11 protein-coding genes are annotated in these 18,109 nt (G+C 72.0%); 6 read left to right on the top strand and 5 right to left on the bottom strand.

Going from position 1 to position 18,109, the window contains the following annotated elements; genetic code table 11:
* Positions 1–3: 3 nt before the first annotated feature.
* On the bottom strand, positions 4–3,978 hold the full coding sequence (locus OG403_RS03760) for a DUF6603 domain-containing protein (protein WP_329561394.1): 3,975 nt from the start codon (positions 3,976–3,978) through the stop codon (positions 4–6).
* A gap of 664 nt (positions 3,979–4,642) precedes the next feature.
* Here OG403_RS03760 and OG403_RS03765 point away from each other — a divergent pair.
* Both OG403_RS03765 and OG403_RS03770 read left to right on the top strand, forming a co-directional pair.
* Positions 4,643–6,052 (top strand): family 2B encapsulin nanocompartment shell protein, encoded by a 1,410-nt coding sequence (locus OG403_RS03765; RefSeq protein WP_329561396.1) that lies wholly within the window; start codon positions 4,643–4,645, stop codon positions 6,050–6,052.
* Entirely contained in the window at positions 6,039–7,541 is a 1,503-nt protein-coding gene (locus OG403_RS03770) for a SufS family cysteine desulfurase (RefSeq protein ID WP_329561397.1), read from the top strand. The genes OG403_RS03765 and OG403_RS03770 overlap by 14 nt, the downstream gene beginning before the upstream one ends.
* Before the next feature lie 122 nt (positions 7,542–7,663).
* Here the strand turns inward: OG403_RS03770 and OG403_RS03775 are convergent, their stop codons facing one another.
* Positions 7,664–8,362, bottom strand: coding sequence for a GNAT family N-acetyltransferase (locus OG403_RS03775; protein ID WP_329561399.1), 699 nt, complete (start codon positions 8,360–8,362; stop codon positions 7,664–7,666).
* 300 nt (positions 8,363–8,662) lie between these two features.
* Between OG403_RS03775 and OG403_RS03780 the strand changes: the two genes are divergently transcribed.
* Both OG403_RS03780 and OG403_RS03785 read left to right on the top strand, forming a co-directional pair.
* On the top strand, positions 8,663–8,977 hold the full coding sequence (locus OG403_RS03780; RefSeq protein WP_329561400.1) for a hypothetical protein: 315 nt from the start codon (positions 8,663–8,665) through the stop codon (positions 8,975–8,977).
* A 378-nt stretch (positions 8,978–9,355) separates the two neighbouring features.
* The gene (locus OG403_RS03785) at positions 9,356–10,129 is read left to right on the top strand and encodes a DUF1266 domain-containing protein (protein WP_329561402.1); all 774 of its coding nucleotides are present in this window, start codon (positions 9,356–9,358) and stop codon (positions 10,127–10,129) included.
* A 30-nt stretch (positions 10,130–10,159) separates the two neighbouring features.
* Here OG403_RS03785 and OG403_RS03790 read toward each other — a convergent pair whose 3' ends face one another.
* Entirely contained in the window at positions 10,160–13,027 is a 2,868-nt protein-coding gene (locus tag OG403_RS03790) for a helix-turn-helix transcriptional regulator (RefSeq protein WP_329561404.1), read from the bottom strand.
* Positions 13,028–13,185: 158 nt separating this feature from the next.
* Here OG403_RS03790 and OG403_RS03795 point away from each other — a divergent pair, with 158 nt between their 5' ends.
* Positions 13,186–13,707, top strand: a complete 522-nt coding sequence (locus OG403_RS03795; RefSeq protein WP_329561405.1) for a hypothetical protein — start codon at positions 13,186–13,188, stop codon at positions 13,705–13,707.
* 121 nt (positions 13,708–13,828) lie between these two features.
* Here the strand turns inward: OG403_RS03795 and OG403_RS03800 are convergent, their stop codons facing one another.
* Together OG403_RS03800 and OG403_RS03805 are read right to left on the bottom strand one after the other, a co-directional pair.
* Positions 13,829–15,466 carry an amidohydrolase gene (locus OG403_RS03800; RefSeq protein ID WP_329561407.1) on the bottom strand — a complete coding sequence of 546 codons (1,638 nt, stop codon included), beginning with the start codon at positions 15,464–15,466 and terminating at the stop codon, positions 13,829–13,831.
* Positions 15,467–15,554: 88 nt separating this feature from the next.
* Positions 15,555–17,273, bottom strand: coding sequence for an APC family permease (locus OG403_RS03805; protein WP_442910857.1), 1,719 nt, complete (start codon positions 17,271–17,273; stop codon positions 15,555–15,557).
* A gap of 50 nt (positions 17,274–17,323) precedes the next feature.
* Here OG403_RS03805 and OG403_RS03810 point away from each other — a divergent pair, with 50 nt between their 5' ends.
* Positions 17,324–18,040, top strand: a complete 717-nt coding sequence (locus tag OG403_RS03810) for a TetR/AcrR family transcriptional regulator (RefSeq protein ID WP_329561411.1) — start codon at positions 17,324–17,326, stop codon at positions 18,038–18,040.
* Positions 18,041–18,109 lie beyond the last annotated feature (69 nt).

Raw genomic sequence — 18,109 nt, forward strand, 5'->3', positions numbered from 1 at the left:
TGGTCAGTTGGCCGCGGTGAGCAGCGGCGATCGGACGAGGGTGTCGGCGGCGATCGTGGCGTACTTCGCGCGGGGGCCGTTGGCGCCGGGCGCCACGCCGAGGCGGGCCATCGCGGCGTAGGCGGCGTCGCGCCTGAGCTGCTTGACGCCGATCGTGCGCGCGATGGTGCCGATGCTTCCCGAAGCGGTGGCGGGGGCGGGGCCGGCGGTCTGGCCGGGCCGACCGGTCAACTTGCTGTCCGGGTTCACCTTCTCCACGCCCAGGGCCTGGGAGGTGATCGGGCCGGTCTTGGCGTCGGGGTCGAGCACGGGCCCCGGGACCTCGAAGCGCAGCCCGCTGAGCCGCTTGGTGAGCAGGGTGTCCTCGTCCAGCGCGTCGCCGGGCTTGTTCAGCGGCGCGCCCCACAGGGCGCTGGCCACGTCCTTGCGGAGCACGGTGATGGTCCAGTTCACCGGAGTGAACGGCTGGCTCCCGTTGTTGCGCCAGAGGGTGACGCGGTGCTCGGAGGTCACCCCGGTCCGGCGCATCGGCCGGATCGCGATGGCAGGATCCGCCGTCCCCTTGAGCGCGTCGTTGAGGTAGACGTGGGTGGCCGGCAGCGCGGACTCGGTGGTGAAGACGAAGCCGTCGCCGGAGACCAGCACCGCCGCCTCGATGGCGCGGCGGGCCGCGAGTTCACCCGCGTCCACGTCCGCCAGCAGGCCCTGCTCCGGCGTGATGGCCAGCGGCGCGGGCAACTGCGCGCGGACCTCCGACCAGTTGGCGACCGGCGGTTGGTCGCGCTTGGAGCCGATGTCGAAGCTGAAGGAGATGAACCAGACCTTCACGGTGACCCGGCCGCCGAACGGCGGCGTCCACAGCGCCAGGTTGATGCCGACCGAGATCGAGACCCGGACCTTGACGAACCACACCTTGATGGTGAACGCCACGCCGATGCTGATCCCCAGCGCCATCTCCAGGTAGAACGGGTTCCACTGGATCAGCACGTCCAGATACGCGGTGAACCACGCGGACAGCAGACCGGAGGTGTAGGTCGCGGCGAGCCGACCGCCGATCATGAACGCGCCGGGGGTGAGCGCGGTGTAGCCCTCCGCCTTCACCATGATCTTGCTGTCCGGCGACCAGGTGAAGCCCAGCCGGGCCGGCCTCGGGTAGTGCGGGTGGCGCTCGGGCAGGTTCTTCTCGAACGTGGGGTGGTAGCCGCCCACGCTGAGCACGAAGTCCCCGGCGTTCGTCCCGGCGGTCCACACGTACACCGCGATCCCGCCGGTCAGCCGGCAGGCCGGGTCGAAGATGAACGAGCCCGCGCCGACCGCCACGTCCAGCGACAGCAGGCCCTGGGACTGCTGGTAGGCGAGCTTGAGGTCCAGGTCCAGGCGCGCGTGCACCTTCTTTCCCGGGGCCGCGTTGCGCGGGAACGTGATGGAGGTGCGGCCCAGCAGCATGACGTTCAGCTCGCGGCCGAACTCCACCAGCGCCAGCGCCTTGGTGTCGATGAACTTGAACGTGGTGAACTGGACGCCGATCGCGCCCCAGTACTGGCCGTCCGCCGGGCGTACCCAGTCCGTCAGCGCGTCCAGGATCTCCTTGGGGGTGGCCTCCGGGCGACCGTCCAGCCGGGCGATCAGCGGGAAGACGGGCAGTTCCTCGATCTTCGGCACCCGCACCGAGCTGTTGACGCCGAAGCCTCCCGACAGCCCGGTGACGGTGAAGGCCGGCGGCCCGAACAGCGCGACCCCGCCCTTGGCCGCCGCCTCGCCGAACAGGAACACCGACGCCCAACCGCCGGTGCTGCGGGCGTAGCTGCCGGCCGCCTGCATCGCGAAGAACCCGGCCTCCACCGCCACCAGGCCAGCGATGTAGATCTCGTAGGCCGGGTCCTGACGCACCTCCAGCACGCCGGTCACCTTCAGCGGCGGCACCGCGATCCGCACCCCCGCCCCGGCCAGCACCGGCGTGACGGTGAAGTCCTGGTCCACCGCCAGGCCCAGGCCGATCATGTCCAGCGCCACCGGTCCGAGCGTGAGAGTCGCGTCGAAGGCGACGAACAGCCGACCCTTCGCGTAGCCCAGGCTCACCCGGCGGATCCGCACCGGCCCGAAGACCTGATCCAGCTCCTGGGCTGAATCGCTACGCTGCCGCCCCGCAACAGCGGCGCGTTCGCGTCCCAGCACGACCGCGCCCTCGGACGCGTCCAGCGGCGCCGGGTCATCGATCCAGCCCTGCGGCAGAGCAGCGGCCCCGGTGCTGTTCGGCCTCCAGACCAGTGGCGCCAGCGCTTGGCCGCCCATCGTCAGCGACCCCCAGATGAGCAGGCCGCCTTGCAGCGCCTCGTCCAACAGGACGGGCAGCAGTCCCTGTGCGGCCCCGGGCAAGCCCGCGACCACGGCGTTCAGCGCCCGGACCTGGCCGACCGGCCAGGCGCGATCCGCGTAGCAGAACTGCACTCCCGTCACGACCACATCGCGATCCGCAGGGATGCTCTCGCCCACCAGAGGCAGATCGGATGCCCGGGCCCCCACCGCCCCTCGGACCGCCACCAGCCGAGCGACCGCCGACCCGGTGCCCTCGGGCACCGACGCCACCACCACCCCCACCCGGCCGACGACCGCCGACACCACCAGCGACCCCGCGGCGGTCCCCACGGGAAGGCGATAGGCGAACGACGCCGAGCTCAACGATGGAACGAAGGGTTCCAGGTCCGCGGGGACATCGATTCCGACGGCGGCGGCCAGCTGCGCCAGCGTCAGATCCTGGCCGTTGCTCTCCAGCGAAGCGCTCAGTTCCCAGGCCCCTGAGCCTGTCTTGGCGATCGCGCCACTGAACCACAGCCGGGTGTCCGTGCCTTCGACAGCGGCGGTGAATCCGGCATCCGCGGACAGCGAGAACGTCGAGGCCCCGCCGCCGGCCGGGGTCGAATGCCGGAAGCAGACGAGCAGGTCCATCACCGTGTCGCCGAGGCGGACTTCGGTGGCTGCGGTGAACTCCCATTCCTCCGGGCCGCCGGGGATCGTCAGCACCTCGATCGTCAGGTACTGCAGGTCGAAACTCCGCAGGCCCTCCGGGATTCCACCCGCCACGCCCCAGTTCTCGCCGAACCAATCGAGGAGGTCAGCCATCCGAACGGTTTCCGCGGTCACCCCGCGAAGCACGTAGCCGCTCTCATCGGACCAGGTGTCCAGATCCAGCCGGATGCCACCGATGACGACGAAATCAACCCCCTGTGGCATGCCCAGTGCCGGTGCGCTGGCCGGCGGCTCCGCCACCGCGACGGACAGGGCTCCAGCGGGCCGGACGTAGTACTTGGCGCCGTCCTTCGCCCAGTCGGCGGCTTTCAGCGGCCATACCCGGTCCGGGGTGAAAGCCTCGATGAGGCCTTTGATGCCCGCCACGCCGTCGCGTTCCATCCCCGCGCCCTTTGGCTTCTTGCTGAACCGGTCCAGCCTGGCGAAGGCCTCAGTCCGTTTGGTGAGCGTCTCCTGGCCGATGATCCGTGCGCTGCCGCTTTCGGCCTTCGGGCCCGGATCGTCGGTCCGGTTCTGGTTGTCCGGGCCGACGAAGAGGTTTCCCGGAATCCAGGTGAGGATGCTGTGGATGTCGTCCAGACCGTCCAGCGTGATGCCGTCAGAGCCATAGCTGGAATCCGGGTCCTTGAACGTAGCCACGAACTCCCTGATGCGAGGGAAGTTGAGCTTCTCCTGGTCCGTGTAGTCCAGGGTCTCGAGCTTCCCGACCACCGTGTCGGCGAACTCCTCCAGTCCGCCCCTGAGAGCGGACCCCTTGACGTTGTACCCGTTCTCGATGGCCGCGTTCCATGCTTTGACGAGCGTTTCGAACGGGATCACGTGATGGCGCGCCAGCTTGATCCCCCCGGCCGGCTGCAACTGGTCAAGGTCGTCCGGATTGCGGTTGACCAGCGGATCCGCGAACGGATAGCCACCGCGCCCTTTGAGCAACAGCTTCATACGCTCGGCCACTGTCTACCTCCTCGACTTGTGCGACAGGTCCTTGTGTGACCCGGGAAGGATCGGCTCGCCGGCCTGCTCCTGGGTCCGGCGAAGCACCGTCACCGTCAGCGATCCGACAGCCGGCGTCGGCCTCAACAGCTCGTACAGCTAGGGAAGTTCAAGCAGATCCCACGAAGTCGATCAGCACCGCCCGGCCCACCACGGCGAGTTGGTCCCGCGCCAGGACCACGCAGTGGGCATACGCCACCGTCATGGGCCCCGTCGCCCGACCGGAATCGATGACATCACACTTGGTGATCGTTTGACGCCACACGGCCACATTTCGCCGTTCGTGTGGCCGAATTCGACACTTCTCGGCCCGAGAAGTCGATGCACTCCCGCTTCGACCAGCCGGGCTCGTCTTCCCGGCCGATCAGGGCCAATCGGGACTGATCCCAAGATAATCTTTCGAACACATCACCCCTGCTTATGGCTCAATTAACCCGTTCGAGTGAGTTTCACGGCGGGCCCACCAGCGCTGCCCAGCGGGCCCGCCCGACCCAATCGAACATGCCTGGATCAACGGCAACACGGCCGCAACAATCGTCCCGGCGAGCATCCGGGGATCACATCTCCGTTCCTCGCCAAGCACTTTGACGCTCCATCAGCTCAAGTCGACGACAAGGGGCCGACCGTGACCACCGAGACCGCTCAGCAGAACCAGCAGAGCCTCAGTACCTCCGCCGCCAGGAACCTCGCCACCACCACCAAGACCGCGCCGCAGATGCTCGGGATCACCCCGCGCTACCTGCTGCGCGCGCTGCCCTGGGTGGACCTGGAGGCCGGCGTCTACCGGGTCAACCGCCGCCGGGGGTTCATCCTCGGCGACGGGCTGATCAGCACCTACGCCGACGGCAGCGGTGCCACCCGGGTGATCGCCGAGGACCTTCGCGAGATCGCCTTCCTCAGCGAGCTGGAGAGTCCGGTGCTCAGCGCGCTGGCCGGCGGCTTCACGCAGCGCGAGGTCGGGGCCGGCGAGGTCATCGTCGACGCCGACGCGCCGGCCGGGCAGCTGCACATCATCGCGCTCGGCCGCGCCGAGAAGCGCGCCACCGGCCAGTACGGCGAGGACGCGCTGCTCGCGGTGCTCGGCGACGGGGACTTCTTCGACGTCGCCGCCTGGGTCCGCGGCGAGGCGCTGGCGTACCAGGTCAAGGCGTCCACGCCGTGTACCGTGCTCTCCCTCGACCGCCGGACGCTGACCGAACTGGCCGACCGGGAGCCCGCGTTGCGCGCCAAGCTGGACGCGTACGCCGCCGACGGCCAGGGCCCGGCCGACCGCGAGCACCCGATCGACCTGACCTCCGGCCACAGCGGCGAGCCGGTGCTGCCGCAGACCTTCGTGGACTACGAGGAGAACCCCCGCGAGTACGAACTGAGCATCGCGCAGACCGTGTTGAAGGTGCACACCCGGGTCTCCGACATCTACAACTCCTCGATCGACCAGGTCCAGGCGCAGCTGCGGCTGACCACCGAGGCGCTGCGCGAGCGCCAGGAGTGGGAGATGCTCAACAACTCCGAGTACGGGCTGCTCAACAACGTCACCCCCGGCCAGCGGGTGCGCACCCGAAAGGGCGCGCCGACGCCGGACGACATGGACGAACTGCTCGCCCGGGTCTGGAAGCAGCCCGCGTTCTTCCTCGCCCACCCCCGGGCGATCGCCGCCTTCGGGCGCGAGTGCACCCGGCGCGGGGTGCCGCCGCAGATCGTGGAGCTCTTCGGCAGCCCGTTCCTGACCTGGCGCGGGGTGCCGCTGCTGCCGAGCGACAAGCTGGACCTCAAGGGCTCGTCCGAGTCGGCCCCCGGGACCACCAACATCCTGCTGATGCGGGTCGGCGAGGCCGATCAGGGCGTGGTGGGCCTGCGTCCGGCGAAGGTCCCCGACGAGGTCGAGCCGGGGCTGGCCGTGCGCGCGATGGGTGTCGACCACCAGGCCATCACCTCCTACCTGGTGACCAGCTACTTCTCGACCGCCGCGCTGGTGGACGACGCCATCGCGGTCCTCCAGAACGTCGAGGTGTCGAACTACTATGACTACTCCTGACGGACTCGGGCACACCGTGCGGGTGGGCCAACTCGCAGCCCCACCAGTCGAGTCGGCTGCCGGAGCCGCAGCACCGAGAGCCGTGCCGGGTGCCGCGCCGAGTACCGCACCGACGGCCGGGGCGAGCGGTCTCGGCGGAGTTCCGCAGCCGCCCTCCTCGCCCGTCCCCGCGGCGCTCGCCCACGCGGCCGCCGGCCCCCGCTACTGGCTGGCGCAACAGCCGGTCGAGGCACCCGCGGTGGCCGCGCCCACCACACCCCCGTCGACGCCGCCGAGCGGTTTCAACGTCGAGGCCGTCCGGCGGGACTTCCCGCAGCTGCACCGGGAGGTGAACGGCCGTCCGCTGGTCTGGCTGGACAACGGGGCCACCACGCTCAAGCCCCGCCAGGTGGTCGAGGCGGTCGCCGAGCACTACTCGATGGGCACCTCCAACGTCCACCGCGGTGCGCACAGCCTGGCCAAGCAGGCCACCCAGGTGTACGAGGAGGGCCGCCAGGCGGCGGCCGACCTGCTCGGCACCCAGGACCAGGGCGAGATCGTCTTCGTCCGGGGGACGACCGAGGCCGTCAACCTGGTGGCGCAGAGCTGGGGTCGCGCCAACCTGGGCGTGGGCGACGAGATCCTGGTCTCGGCGGCCGAACACCACTCCAACCTGGTGCCCTGGCAGCTGATCGCCGCCGAGCGCCGGGCCAGGATCCGGCCGATCCCGCTGCTGCCCGACGGACAGCTCGACCAGGACGCGTACCGGGACCTGCTCGGCTCCCGGACCAAGCTGGTGGCGCTGACCCACGCCTCCAACGTGCTGGGCACCGTCCCGCCGGTGGCCGAGATGACCGCGCTCGCCCACCGGTACGGCGCCAAGGTGCTGATCGACGGCGCCCAGGCGGTGAGCCACTTCCCGGTGGACGTCACCGCGTTGGACGCCGACTTCTACGCCTTCTCGGGGCACAAGATCTTCGCGCCGACCGGCATCGGCGTGCTCTTCGGCAAGCGCGAGCTGCTGGAGGCCATGCCGCCGTGGCAGGGCGGCGGCAACATGATCGACTCGGTGAGCTTCACGGAGACCACCTACGCCCCCATCCCGCACCGCCTCGAAGCGGGTACCGGCCACATCGCCGGGGTCGCCGGACTCCGGGCGGCCCTGCACTACCTCGCCGGGCTGGACCGGGCCGCCGCCACCGCCTACGAGGAACAGCTCACCAACTACGCGATGGCCGCCCTGGCCACCGTCCCCGGCCTGCGGCTGATCGGCCAGGCGCCGGGGAAGATCGGGGCGCTGACCTTCCTGGTCGCCGGAACCGACCCGATCGCCCTGGCCGGAGCACTCGACCAGCAGGGCATCGCGGTGCGGGCCGGCCACCACTGCGCACAGCCGGCGCTGGCCTCCTTCGGCCTGCAGAGCGCGGTCCGGGCCTCGCTGGCGCTGTACAACACCGTGCAGGACGTGGACGCCCTGGTCGCCGCCCTGCACGAGCTTCAGTCCCAGTAGGCGGAAGTCACACGGGAGTTGGCGCTTTGACCCCGACCCCGACCCTGACCCGTCGCCTCGGCGCCCGCTCCGCCCCCTCGGGCCGAGCGGGCGCCGTGCCGCAGACGAGGGTGCAAAGCGGCTCAGGCGTCCGGGAGTTGGACGCTGAGCTGGATCCCCAGTTCACGGTAGCCGAGTTGCTCGGCGACCCGGCGGGAGGCGGGCACCCGGGCGCGCCACTGCGGCAGCAGGCCGGCGGCGAGCGCGTGGGCGGTAGCCGCCGTTGCGGTGCTGCGGGCCAGGCCCTTGGCGCGGTGGCCGGGATCGGTCAGCACGCACAGGTGGGCGGCGGCGCCCGGCCAGACGCGGTAGCCGGTGGCGGCGATCACCTGGCCGTCGCCGTCCAGCACGGTGAAGGCGGGCGAGGTGATCCGGTCCAGGCCGCACTCGGCGGCGTCCTCCTCGCTCACCCGGGCCAGCAGCTGCCGGACCGCCGGATGGTCGGCCGTCAACTCGGCTACCTCGGCGCCGTGCTGCGGGCGGAGATCGCCCGGTGCCAGATAGGCGAGCGTGGCCGGACCGAGGGTCCGGGTCGCCCGCAGGGCCCCGCCGAGCTCGCTCGGGTCGGCGTCGGCGAGCGCGGTACGGACCAGGTCGGCCGCCGCCTCGGTGGGCGCGGTGACCAGTGCGTCGCCGCCGAGCACCACCACGCCCACCCAACCAGGCGGACAGAGACCGGAGTCGGGCGACACCAGCACGGCGGGAAGGGTCGTGTCGGCGGGCGCCTCGGCCAGGCCCAGCCAGAGGCGCTGAGCCCGCCGCAGAAGATGATCAGTGGTCACCCGGGCATCCTGACACGGGCCACTGCGGCGACGCCCCCGGATTTCCCCCGCGCCAACCCCTCCGCCACCGGCCGGCGGCAGCGTGTCGACTCCATCATGCCTGCTCAGCGCCCGTGGCGGTAGGACCAGGAGCACTCCGTTCCGCCCTTGTCCCCGCACCGCCGCGAACCGCAGACTCGACGTCATCCACTTCCCCGACCCACGTGTCGGCGCCTGTCACCGGGCTCCGCCACGGACGTCGTGCTGACCCGCCACCGGCGGGCGGTGAACCCGGGCAGTGGGGGAACAGAGGGGGCGACGATGCATCAGGAACTCGTGCTGCGGGCGAGGATGAAGCTGCTCAGCACCGATCGGCGCGTGCTGCGCGGGCCCGACGCGCTGTGGGTGTACCGGGTGCTGACCCAGGTCAACCCGGCGGCCCACGGCTCGAAGCTCGCCCACGTACTGGTGGAGGCCAGCCGCTCGCACCGGCTGCACCAACTGCCGGACGCGCGACTGGCGCTGCTGGAGGAGGCGGTGGCGGTGGCCCGTGCGCTGGATGCGGCCAATCCCTTCCGCGCGAAGGTGCTGGCCAAGGCGCTGGAGGCCCGGCAGCGGGAACTGAGCGCGTCGTAGCGGGGCCAACCCCGGCGGGCCGTACCCAGGTTCGTGATCATCGGGGGGTGCAGGTCCGGTGCGGGTCAGGACCACGGCCGGCACGTCCCACGGCCGGCCCGTCACAGGGCTACGTCAAGGACGCGTACGGCTCTGCCTACCTGTCGGCGAACCTGCAGGGCGAGGTGCAGCAGACCAGCCCACGCGAGTGACGCGGTGCGGCCAGGTCAGGGGACGGTTACGTAGTTCTACCGATGCCCCCGCGCGCGATCTCCGGGAGCATTGCCGTACGGCGTCGAAGCGGGTTCCACTCAAGCGCTCCGCCGGAACTGACGTGCCATCAACCGGTGTCCGGCCATCGCCGACCCCTGACAGATTGAACGCGGAGAAACGCAACGCATGGGTATTTTCGGCTCGCTCAAGGGCCTTTTCACGTTCGACTACAACATCCTGGCCGACGCACCGGCGCTGACCACCGAGCAGGAACGCGGCCTCGCGCTCGGTGCGGTGTACGCGTCCGAGGGCGATCTGCCGATCAACGCCCTGACGATGGAGGCCGACGCCAAGACCGCCGCCAAGGTGCTGCGGGGCCCGTGGGGCGTGGTGGACACGGAGTCCGCCCGGGAGACCTACCGCTACCTGATCAGCACCGGGCACCGGGGCATCTACCAGGTGGTGCGTCCGTACCTGGAGGAGCTCGGGAGCGCGAAGAAGCGCGGCGAGTACGTCGCCATCCAGCGGCGCGGGGCGCAGGAGCTGCCCGAGGTGGCGCTCCGGCACGGGCTCGCCGCCGATGACGTGGTGCGCCACTTCGGCGGCTACGCCAACACCATCTACGAGGTGAAGCGCAACCTTCCCGAGCAGTACCCGACGTCGATCGCCGCTTGGGACGCGGCCCGCGTGGTCCACGTCAGCCGGCTCTTCCTGGACGCCGGTTTCATCCAGCCGGACGAGGCCTGGGCGGCGATCGCGCAGGCGGTGCAGCTCGCGCGCGCCGAGCACACGTCCTGGACGGAGTTCAACGGTGGCTTCGTCTTCGGGCGCGCGTTCTGGCAGATGGGCATGAGAGGAGCGGACGCGGAGAAGATCTCCCGGGATGTCTCGACGTTCCAGTTCAACGCCGAGCGCCTGCTCACCCGCGAGGACAGCCCCTGGACCCGGCTCGCCTGGTAGGTAGCCGCCCGTCGTGCCCGGTGCGCGCTGTCACGGTGGGTCGGGGGTCGCACCGAGCACGGCGTGGGTGAGGCTCGTCCGGTTGGGCACGCCGAGTTTGCGATAGATCCGGCCCAGGTGGCTGTCGATGGTGCGCACGCTGAGCACCAGGGTGCCGGCGATCTCGCCGCTGGTCATCCCGGTACTGGCCAGCACGGCGATCTCCCGTTCCCGCGCGGTGAGCACGGCCAGCGCGCCGCCGGATCCCGGGGTCCTGGTCCCGGCGGAGTGCGGGGCGAGCCGACCGCGCTGCTGGGCGACTTCGTCGGCCAGTCGGGCCGAACCGCACTGGTGGGCCAGCAGCGCCGCCCGGTCCAGCCGATCGGCCACCTGATCGGCGGATCCCGCGTCCAGGGCGAGCGCGGCTGCCATGACCAGGGTCCGGCCGACCTCGATGCGCTCACCGCCGGCGGCGAAGTGCGCGATCGCCTGCTGCGCGCTGTCCAGGGCCCACTCGGTCTCCCCCCGCATGGCGTGGGCCCGCATGCGCGCGCGCAGCGCGAAGCCCAGTCGGCTCGCGGAGGGGAGCTGTTCGACACAGCTCTGCGCGAGCCGCGCCCAGTGCTCGACCGAGGCCAGGTCGCCCTCGGCCAGGGCCACCTGCGCCAAGGTGTCGCAGAACCGGGGTCGGCGCCAACTGGTGAGCCGGGGCAGGTCGGTGCCACCCGCCGCGTCCAGCAGCAGCCAGCCGGCGCGCGTCGAATCTCCGGTGAGCAGGACGAGGCCGGCGACGAGGCAGCGCACGCCGACGGCCCACCCGGGTGTCTCTCCGTCGGCGATCGCCGCGGCCTGATCGGCCAGTGCGAGGGCCTCCTGCTGGTCGTCCGCGCTGTTCAGCCAGAGCAGCGACTCGGACCGGAACGTCGCCAGGCCGGCCCGGGTCGCGGGGTTGCCGGCGCGCTCGACGAGCGGGGTGGTCTCGTCGAGGGTCGCCCGTGCGCCGCGCAGGTTCCCCGCACGCAGCTGAGTGTTGGCCAGACTCATCAGCATCATGGGCCGGGCATACGTCTGCCCGGTGCGCCGGGCCAGCGCCGCACCGCGGTCGAGATGCCGCTCGGAGTCGGCCAACCGCCCCAACATCCCTTCGGTCATGCCAAGTTGGTACACGGCCTCCAGGTTGGTCAGCAGCGTGGCGTCCGAAGTGGCGTCGACGAGTTCGGCCGACCTGGCCACTGTCGTCAGGGCGGTGGCCAGGTCGGCGGTGAACAGGTGGGCGAGGGATGCCTGGGCCAGGGCGTTGGCCTCACCCACTCGGTCATGGTGCCCGCGGGCGATCGCCGCGCCCGTCTCGGCATCCTGGAGGGAGGCTGCGAAGTCCTGGAGGTCGTAGCTGTAGTCGGCGAGTTCGGCGTGCAGGGCGGCGGCCGTCGCGGAGTCCTGGTCGGCCAGAGCCGCGAGCCCGGCGCGTGCGATGGCTCCGGCTTCGGTGAAGCGACCGAGCCGTCGTTCGACCCGGCTGGCGTCGGCCAGCGCGGTCGGGGCACTGCTCCGGTGCGGCGGCCGGCCTGGTCCGGCGGTCCGCATGGCATCGAGCAGCGCGCGGCTCTCCGGCGCGTCTCCGGTCAGCAGCCGGGCCTGGGCGAGCAGGACGCGCGCCTCGTGCCAGTGCGGCTCGCCCTCGTCGAGCAGCGACAACGCGGCCTGCAGGTACTCGGTCGCGGCGGCGGGCGAGCTGTGCAGCGAGTCGCGGGCGGCGGCGATCAGGGTCGTCAGGTGCTCCGGCCGGCTCGGGTCGGCGGCCCGCACGATGTGGTGAGCGCGCCGGGCGATGGGCGCGGCCCGCTCCGCCAGCGCGCGTTCGGCGCTGCGGTGCAGGGCGAGCCGGCGGCTGGGTCCGAGCCGCCGGTAGACGACCTCGCCGACCGCGCGGTGACGCAGCATCAGCTGTGGCGCGGGGTCGGTCGGCCGGACCAGGTCGAGGCGGGAGAGGGCGTCCAAGGCCCGCATGGCCGCGGCCAGCTCCAGACCGGCGACCGCGGCGAGCAGCTCCGGCTGGCACGGCTCATCGAGCACCGCCGCGGCCTGGACCACGGCGAGCGCGCGGTGATCCAGGTCGGCCAACTCGCCGAGGATGGCCAGGGCGGCGTCGGCGCTCGGCTCGCCCTTGGCGCCAAGGACCTTGAGGTACTGCGGATTGCCCAGGCACGCGCGGTGGACCTGCTCCGCATCCCGGTGGTCGCCGAGCAGTTCGAGGGCCTGGTCGCGGGAGAGCGCTCCCAGGTGCCGCACCTCGAGCCGGCCCGTGGACGCGGCGCGGGAGAGCACGGCGGCCAGCGCGGGCGAGAGCTGGCGCTGCCGGTAGGCCAGCAGGCAGAGCACCGGGCCGGTGGCGGCCGTGCGGAGCAACTGCTCCACGCCCGGTATCCGGTCGGCCGCCAGCTGATGCAGGTCGTCCATGGCAACCAGCGTGGTCGTACCCCGCGCCACCAGCTCGTGCAGATCGCAGCAGCCGTCCGTCGACGCACGGACGTCGTGGGGCGTGGGGGCGAGCGCCTGCTGACCGTGTGCCGCGAGCACCCGGACGCCGGCAGCCCGGGCGTGGGCGGTCGCTGCCAGCATCAGCGTGCTCTTGCCGATGCCCGGCTCCCCGACCAGCGCGATCGCCCGTCCCCGACCCGGTGCCAGCTCACCCGGTGCCAGCTCACCCAGTGCTGCCCGCAGGTGCTCGACCTCGGCCTCCCGACCGACCAGCGCGGGAGCCCCGGCGGCCGACGTACCAGGCAGTGGTGCCACCTCGCGGACCGCAGCGAGCGCACAGGTATGCGTCCCCGCGCGGCCGACCGGGAGACCGTCCGTCCGACCCGCCCGCGCCGGTGAAACCTCGGGCAGCGCGGCGTGACCCCACAGATCGTCAGACATGAACGGCACAGTAGTCGTCGCGACCGACGCCCCCGTCTGGCGGCCCGCACCGTGCGATTCCGCCCTGCCTGGTTCGAGCAGCCGCAGAGAGCTCCGGAGCCGGCCCTCGGCACGCGTGGCGCACCGGGCGCGGCGCTGCGCGCCGGTACGGTGAGCCGATGAGGTATCTCGTGCCGTGGCTGCGCAAACCCCGCCACGGCGGCCCCGGTTCTCCCCGCACCGACTACGCGGGAGCCGTCTACGGCTCGCTGCTGGCCGCCTCCGTGATCGCCGCGTCGAGTGCGGGCGGCAAGTTCCCCCGCTTCGAGACCGTCGTGCTGCTGCTGGTCACCGGGCTGGTCTTCTGGGTCGCCCACGTCTATGCGCGCCTGGCGGGTGAGCGGTCGGTCGGCCGCCTCGTCCAGTGGTCCGAGGTGCGCCTCGTCGGACGAAGCGAGTGGTCGATCGTCGAAGCGGCCGTGCTCCCGGCGGCCGTGGTGGCCCTCAGCCCGCTGGTGAGGTTGAGCCTCACCGCCACCGGCTGGCTCGCCCTGATGGTCGCCGTGGCCCAGCAGGTCAGCTGGGCCTACCTCGGTGCCCTGCATGCCAGTGGGTCGCGTCGCGAGGCGGTCATCGAGGCTGCGGTCAACCTGGTGCTCGGGCTGGTCATCGTGGCGGCCAAGGCCGCGCTGGGCCACTGAGCGGACTCCCGGCGCACGCCAGAACCATTTTGACGTACCGTCAGAGATCCTGCCCCGGCAGCCTGTCGGCGGTCAGCGGGTTCCGCCGCGCTCCGCAACCGGGCGCGGCGGACCGCCGGCCTCACTCGGCCGAGTACACCAACGCGCCGCCCGTATAGGTCCGCAGGACCCGGGCCGCGCAGATCTCCCCGGCCGGCGCGGCGAAGACGTCGCGGTCGAGCACCACCAGGTCCGCCAGGCCGCCGGCTCGCAGGCTGCCGGCCTCGTCCACTCCGTTGACGTGGGCCGAGCCCGCCGTGTACGCGGCGATGGCGCTGGCCAGGTCGAGGCGCTGCTCGGGCAGGAAGACCCGGCCGTCGGTGGCCCCGGGCTCCATCCGGTTGACCGCGACGTGCAGGCCGGCGATCGGGTCGGGGCTGCTGACGGGCCAGTCGCTGCCGGCCGCGAGCGTGGCCCCGGTGCGCAGCAGGGAGCCGAACGGGTACTGCCAGGCGGCACGTTCGGGACCGAGGAAGGGGATGGTCAGCTCGTCCATCTGCGGCTCGTGGGCGGCCCACAGCGGCTGGATGTTGGCGATCGCACCGAGTTGCGCGAAGCGTGGCACGTCGTCGGGGTGGACCACTTGGAGGTGGGCGAGATGGTGCCGGGTCGCGCGCCGGCCGTTGGCGGTCCGCGCGGCCTCGACCGCGTCCAGCGCTTCGCGCACCGCGCGGTCGCCCAGCGCGTGGAAGTGCACCTGGAAGTCGAGCCCGTCCAGCTCGGTGACGTGGGACCGCAGTGCCACCGGATCGACGAAGCTCAGGCCGGAGTTGGCGGTGGCGCAGCCGCAGGCGTCCAGGTACGGGCTGCCCAGGGCAGCGGTGAAGTTCTCCGCGATGCCGTCCTGCATGATCTTGACCGAGCCCGCCCGGAAGCGGCCGTGGCGCAGCGCCGCCCGCCGGGCCACCAGCTCCGGGATCTGCTCCGCGCCCCGGTCGCGGTCCCACCAGAGGGCGCCGTTGACCCTCGCGGTGAGGGAGCCGTCCCGGGCCGCGGCGAGGTAGGCGTCCGAGGGGTCGGGCTGGCCGTTGAACTCGCCGAGCAGGGCGTCCTGCCAGCCGGTGATGCCGAGCGAGTGCAGCAGCGCCTGGGCGCGGAGCAGCCCGGCCAGCCGTTCGGCCGCGCTGGTCGGCGGGACGAGCCGGGCGACCAGGCCGGTGGCGCCCTCCTGGAGGACGCCGCTGGGCGTGCCGTCCGGCTCCCGCTCGATCCGGCCGTCGGCCGGGTCCGGGCTCTGCCGGGTGAGACCGGCCAGTTCGAGCGCGCGGGTGTTGGCCCAGGCACCGTGGTGGTCGCGGTTCAGCAGGTAGACCGGGCGGTCCGGGACCACGGAGTCCAGCAGTTGCCGGGTCGGCAGGCCGCCGTCGAAACTCTCCATCGACCAGCCGCCGCCGGTGATCCAGGCCCGCTCGGGGTGCCGGTCGGCGAACTCGCGGACCCGCCGCAGGTATTCGTCGACCCCGGTGGTACCGGTGAGGTCGCACTGGGCGAGCTCGACGCCGCCGTAGACGGCGTGGATGTGCGAGTCCTGGAAGCCCGACAGCAGCAACTTACCGCGAAGGTCGATCACTTCGGTCTTCGGGCCGATCAACTCCCGTACCTCGTCGTGGCCGACGGCGGTGATCCGCTCCCCGGTCACGGCGAGGCTGCTCGCCCGGGTTCGGGCGCAGTCGCCGGTGTGGACCGGGCCACCGGTGAATACCAGGTCGGCTTGGTGCATGGACGGGCTCCAACTGTGGTCGGCGGTCTTCAGCGGGACCGCGATGGGAGGGGGTGGCGCGGCGAGCGGACAGGACCGCGAAGCGCCGTCAGGTACGAGCCGAACTGCCGGTGCCCGCGCCGGCACCGACCGCCAGGCCGTCGCCTGCCTGGTCACCGGCAACGCTACCGACAGCGTTGCCGAAACCACTGCCGACACCGCCGCCGACACCGCCGCCGACACCGCTGTCGGCACCGCTGTCGGCACCGCTGTCGGCACCGCCCGCGCCGAACCCGGCGGTGAAGTACGGCGAGCGGCGGTACCAGCGGGCCCAGGCGGCGGCCAGCACTCCGGAGCCGATCATCAGCACCGGGACCAGCAGTTCGAACCAGCCGTTGTCCGCCGAGAGTTCGAAGTGGTCGGCAGAGTCGTAGAAGCTCCAGACGAGGTATCCGCCGACGGCGAGCAGGGTGACCGCGCCGAGCAGCGGGGCGACGACCGCCCGCAGCGCCTCGAGCGACGCGGTGCGCAGCAGCGACCGGAAGCGGACGGCGGCGGCAATCGCGGTCAGCGCGTAGTAGAGGGCGACGACGATACCGATCGCGTTGACCGTCGCGGAGATCAGCGAGCTGACGGTGGGGATGACCAGTGACAGCAGCGCGAGGACGACGGCCAGCGCCGTGACCAGCAGGGTGCCCGCGGCGGGGGTGTGGTGGCGGGGGTGCAGGCGCGTCCAGACGGGCCCGAGGGTGCCGTCGCGGCCCATCGCGAACATGCCGCGCGCGGTGGGCACCACGGAGGCCTGCAGCGAGGCCGCGGCCGAGAAGGTCAGGGCGACCAACGGCAGTGCGGCGAGCGGCTGGTGGGCGAGCCGGTTGCCGAAGTACGTCAGGCCCTGCGCCCCGTTGCCGACCAACTCGTCGACGGGGAGAACGCGTTGGAAGGCGGTGCTGGCGAGGACGAAGAGCAGCATCATCACCGTGAGGGCGATGAAGCCGCCGCGGGAGGCGTCGCGCGGGTCGCGGACCTCCTCGCCCACGCTGAAGACCGACTCGAAGCCCCAGTAGCAGAAGACCGCGAGCACCATGCCCTGGCAGAGGGCGTGCCACGAGGGGATGGCGAGCGGATCGAACCAGTCGAGCGAGAAGGGCTGGTCGCCGGCGAACAGGCCGTATCCGCAGAAGCCGAGCAGCACGGCGTACTCGAAGATCAGCAGGTACTTCTGCAGCCGGGCGGCGAGGTCGAGCCCGCGCACCGCGACCAGCGCCGAGGCGATCAGCACGACCATGCCGATGGCGGTGCACTGCAGCGTGGAGTCCGGACTCAGGGTCAGGCCCGCGACCCGGTGCACGGTGGCCGCGCCCAGCAACTGGACCACCGCCGAGCCGGTCACCGTGGTGGTGTAGGCCATGAACACGACCGTGCCGAGGATGTTGACCCAGCCGACCATGAAGCCCAGCCACGGGTTGAGGGCCGCGCCCACCCAGCGGTAGCTGCTGCCGGCGTCGGGCTCGACCCGGTTGAGCCGCCCGTATCCGCCCGCGATGGCGAGCACGGGCAGGAAGGCCAGCAGCATGATCGCCGGCAGGTGCAGGCCGACGACGCCCGCCATCAGACCGAGTCCGATGCCGATACTGCTGGTGGCCGCCGTGCTCGAGGCGGCGAGCGCCACCGCGCCACCGACGCCTAGCGACCTGGGCAGCGCGGGCCGGGTGGTCCCGGCGCGGACTCTCGGGCCGGGGCCCTCGCCGTGGAGCGTCTCTGCCAACGGGTCACCGCCGTCTTCGTGGGGGTCGGCCAAGGGGGGGGTTGGCCGGTGGCTGGCCATGCAACCCGCAAGCTCTTCACACGTCAATGCTGTTGTCATAAGGTCCCCCCATGGCCGAGCGAGTGATCCCCGAGCCGCAGCGGCGGCGCAGAAGGCCGACCAAGCAGGGCACGGTCCTGTCCGAACAGGTCATCGTCGACACCGCGCTGCGGCTGGTCGGCCTGCACGGCGCGCAGGCGCTCACGGTGCGGCGGCTGGGCGCCGCGCTCGGCGCCGACCCGAGTGCGGTCTACCGGTACTTCCACAGCACCGACGACCTGCTGCTGGCCATCGCCGACGAGCTGATCGGCCAGGCCCAGCACGGCTGGCAGCCCACCGGCGACTGGCGGGCCGACCTTCGCGACATCGGCCTGCGCATCCACGCCGCCTACCAGGCGCACCCGCAGGCGGCCATGCTGGCCGCCCACCGGACCAGCGGACGCGACAACGAGACCCGGGCCGTCGAGACGATCCTGGGCGTGCTGCGGTCGGCCGGCTTCCCCGACCTGGAGGCGGTGCGGGCCTACCACGCCCTGGTGGACCAGGGCCTCGCCTTCGCGGCCCTCGACGCGGCCGTGCTGGCCCTGCCGGCGCCCGCCCTGGCGGCCGACCAGGACGTCTGGCGGGCCCGCTACGCCCGCCTGGACCCGGCCGACCACCCCAACATCGCCGCCACCGCCACCCTGCTGGCCGCCGACATGCGGCTGAGCGGCTACCCGTTCGCGCTGGACCTGCTGCTCGACGCGATCGCCGCCCGGCTGCCCGACCGGGGGCGGCCCCCGGCGTGAGCTTATGTCAACACCATTGACGTTGGCCCGTGCACGGCGGTCTGATGACGCCATCCGGAGGCCAGCCCC

Source organism: Kitasatospora sp. NBC_01266 (assembly GCF_036242395.1).
GTDB lineage: Bacteria > Actinomycetota > Actinomycetes > Streptomycetales > Streptomycetaceae > Kitasatospora.

What these genes read in the sequence shown, in the direction of transcription:
- OG403_RS03805 (WP_442910857.1), bottom strand. Translation starts at nt 17,273, where the DNA reads ATGGCCAGCCACCGGCCAACCCCCCCCTTGGCCGACCCCCACGAAGAC.
- OG403_RS03780 (WP_329561400.1), top strand. Translation starts at nt 8,663, where the DNA reads ATGCATCAGGAACTCGTGCTGCGGGCGAGGATGAAGCTGCTCAGCACC.
- OG403_RS03785 (WP_329561402.1), top strand. Translation starts at nt 9,356, where the DNA reads ATGGGTATTTTCGGCTCGCTCAAGGGCCTTTTCACGTTCGACTACAAC.
- OG403_RS03810 (WP_329561411.1), top strand. Translation starts at nt 17,324, where the DNA reads ATGGCCGAGCGAGTGATCCCCGAGCCGCAGCGGCGGCGCAGAAGGCCG.
- OG403_RS03795 (WP_329561405.1), top strand. Translation starts at nt 13,186, where the DNA reads ATGAGGTATCTCGTGCCGTGGCTGCGCAAACCCCGCCACGGCGGCCCC.
- OG403_RS03770 (WP_329561397.1), top strand. Translation starts at nt 6,039, where the DNA reads ATGACTACTCCTGACGGACTCGGGCACACCGTGCGGGTGGGCCAACTC.
- OG403_RS03800 (WP_329561407.1), bottom strand. Translation starts at nt 15,466, where the DNA reads ATGCACCAAGCCGACCTGGTATTCACCGGTGGCCCGGTCCACACCGGC.
- OG403_RS03790 (WP_329561404.1), bottom strand. Translation starts at nt 13,027, where the DNA reads ATGTCTGACGATCTGTGGGGTCACGCCGCGCTGCCCGAGGTTTCACCG.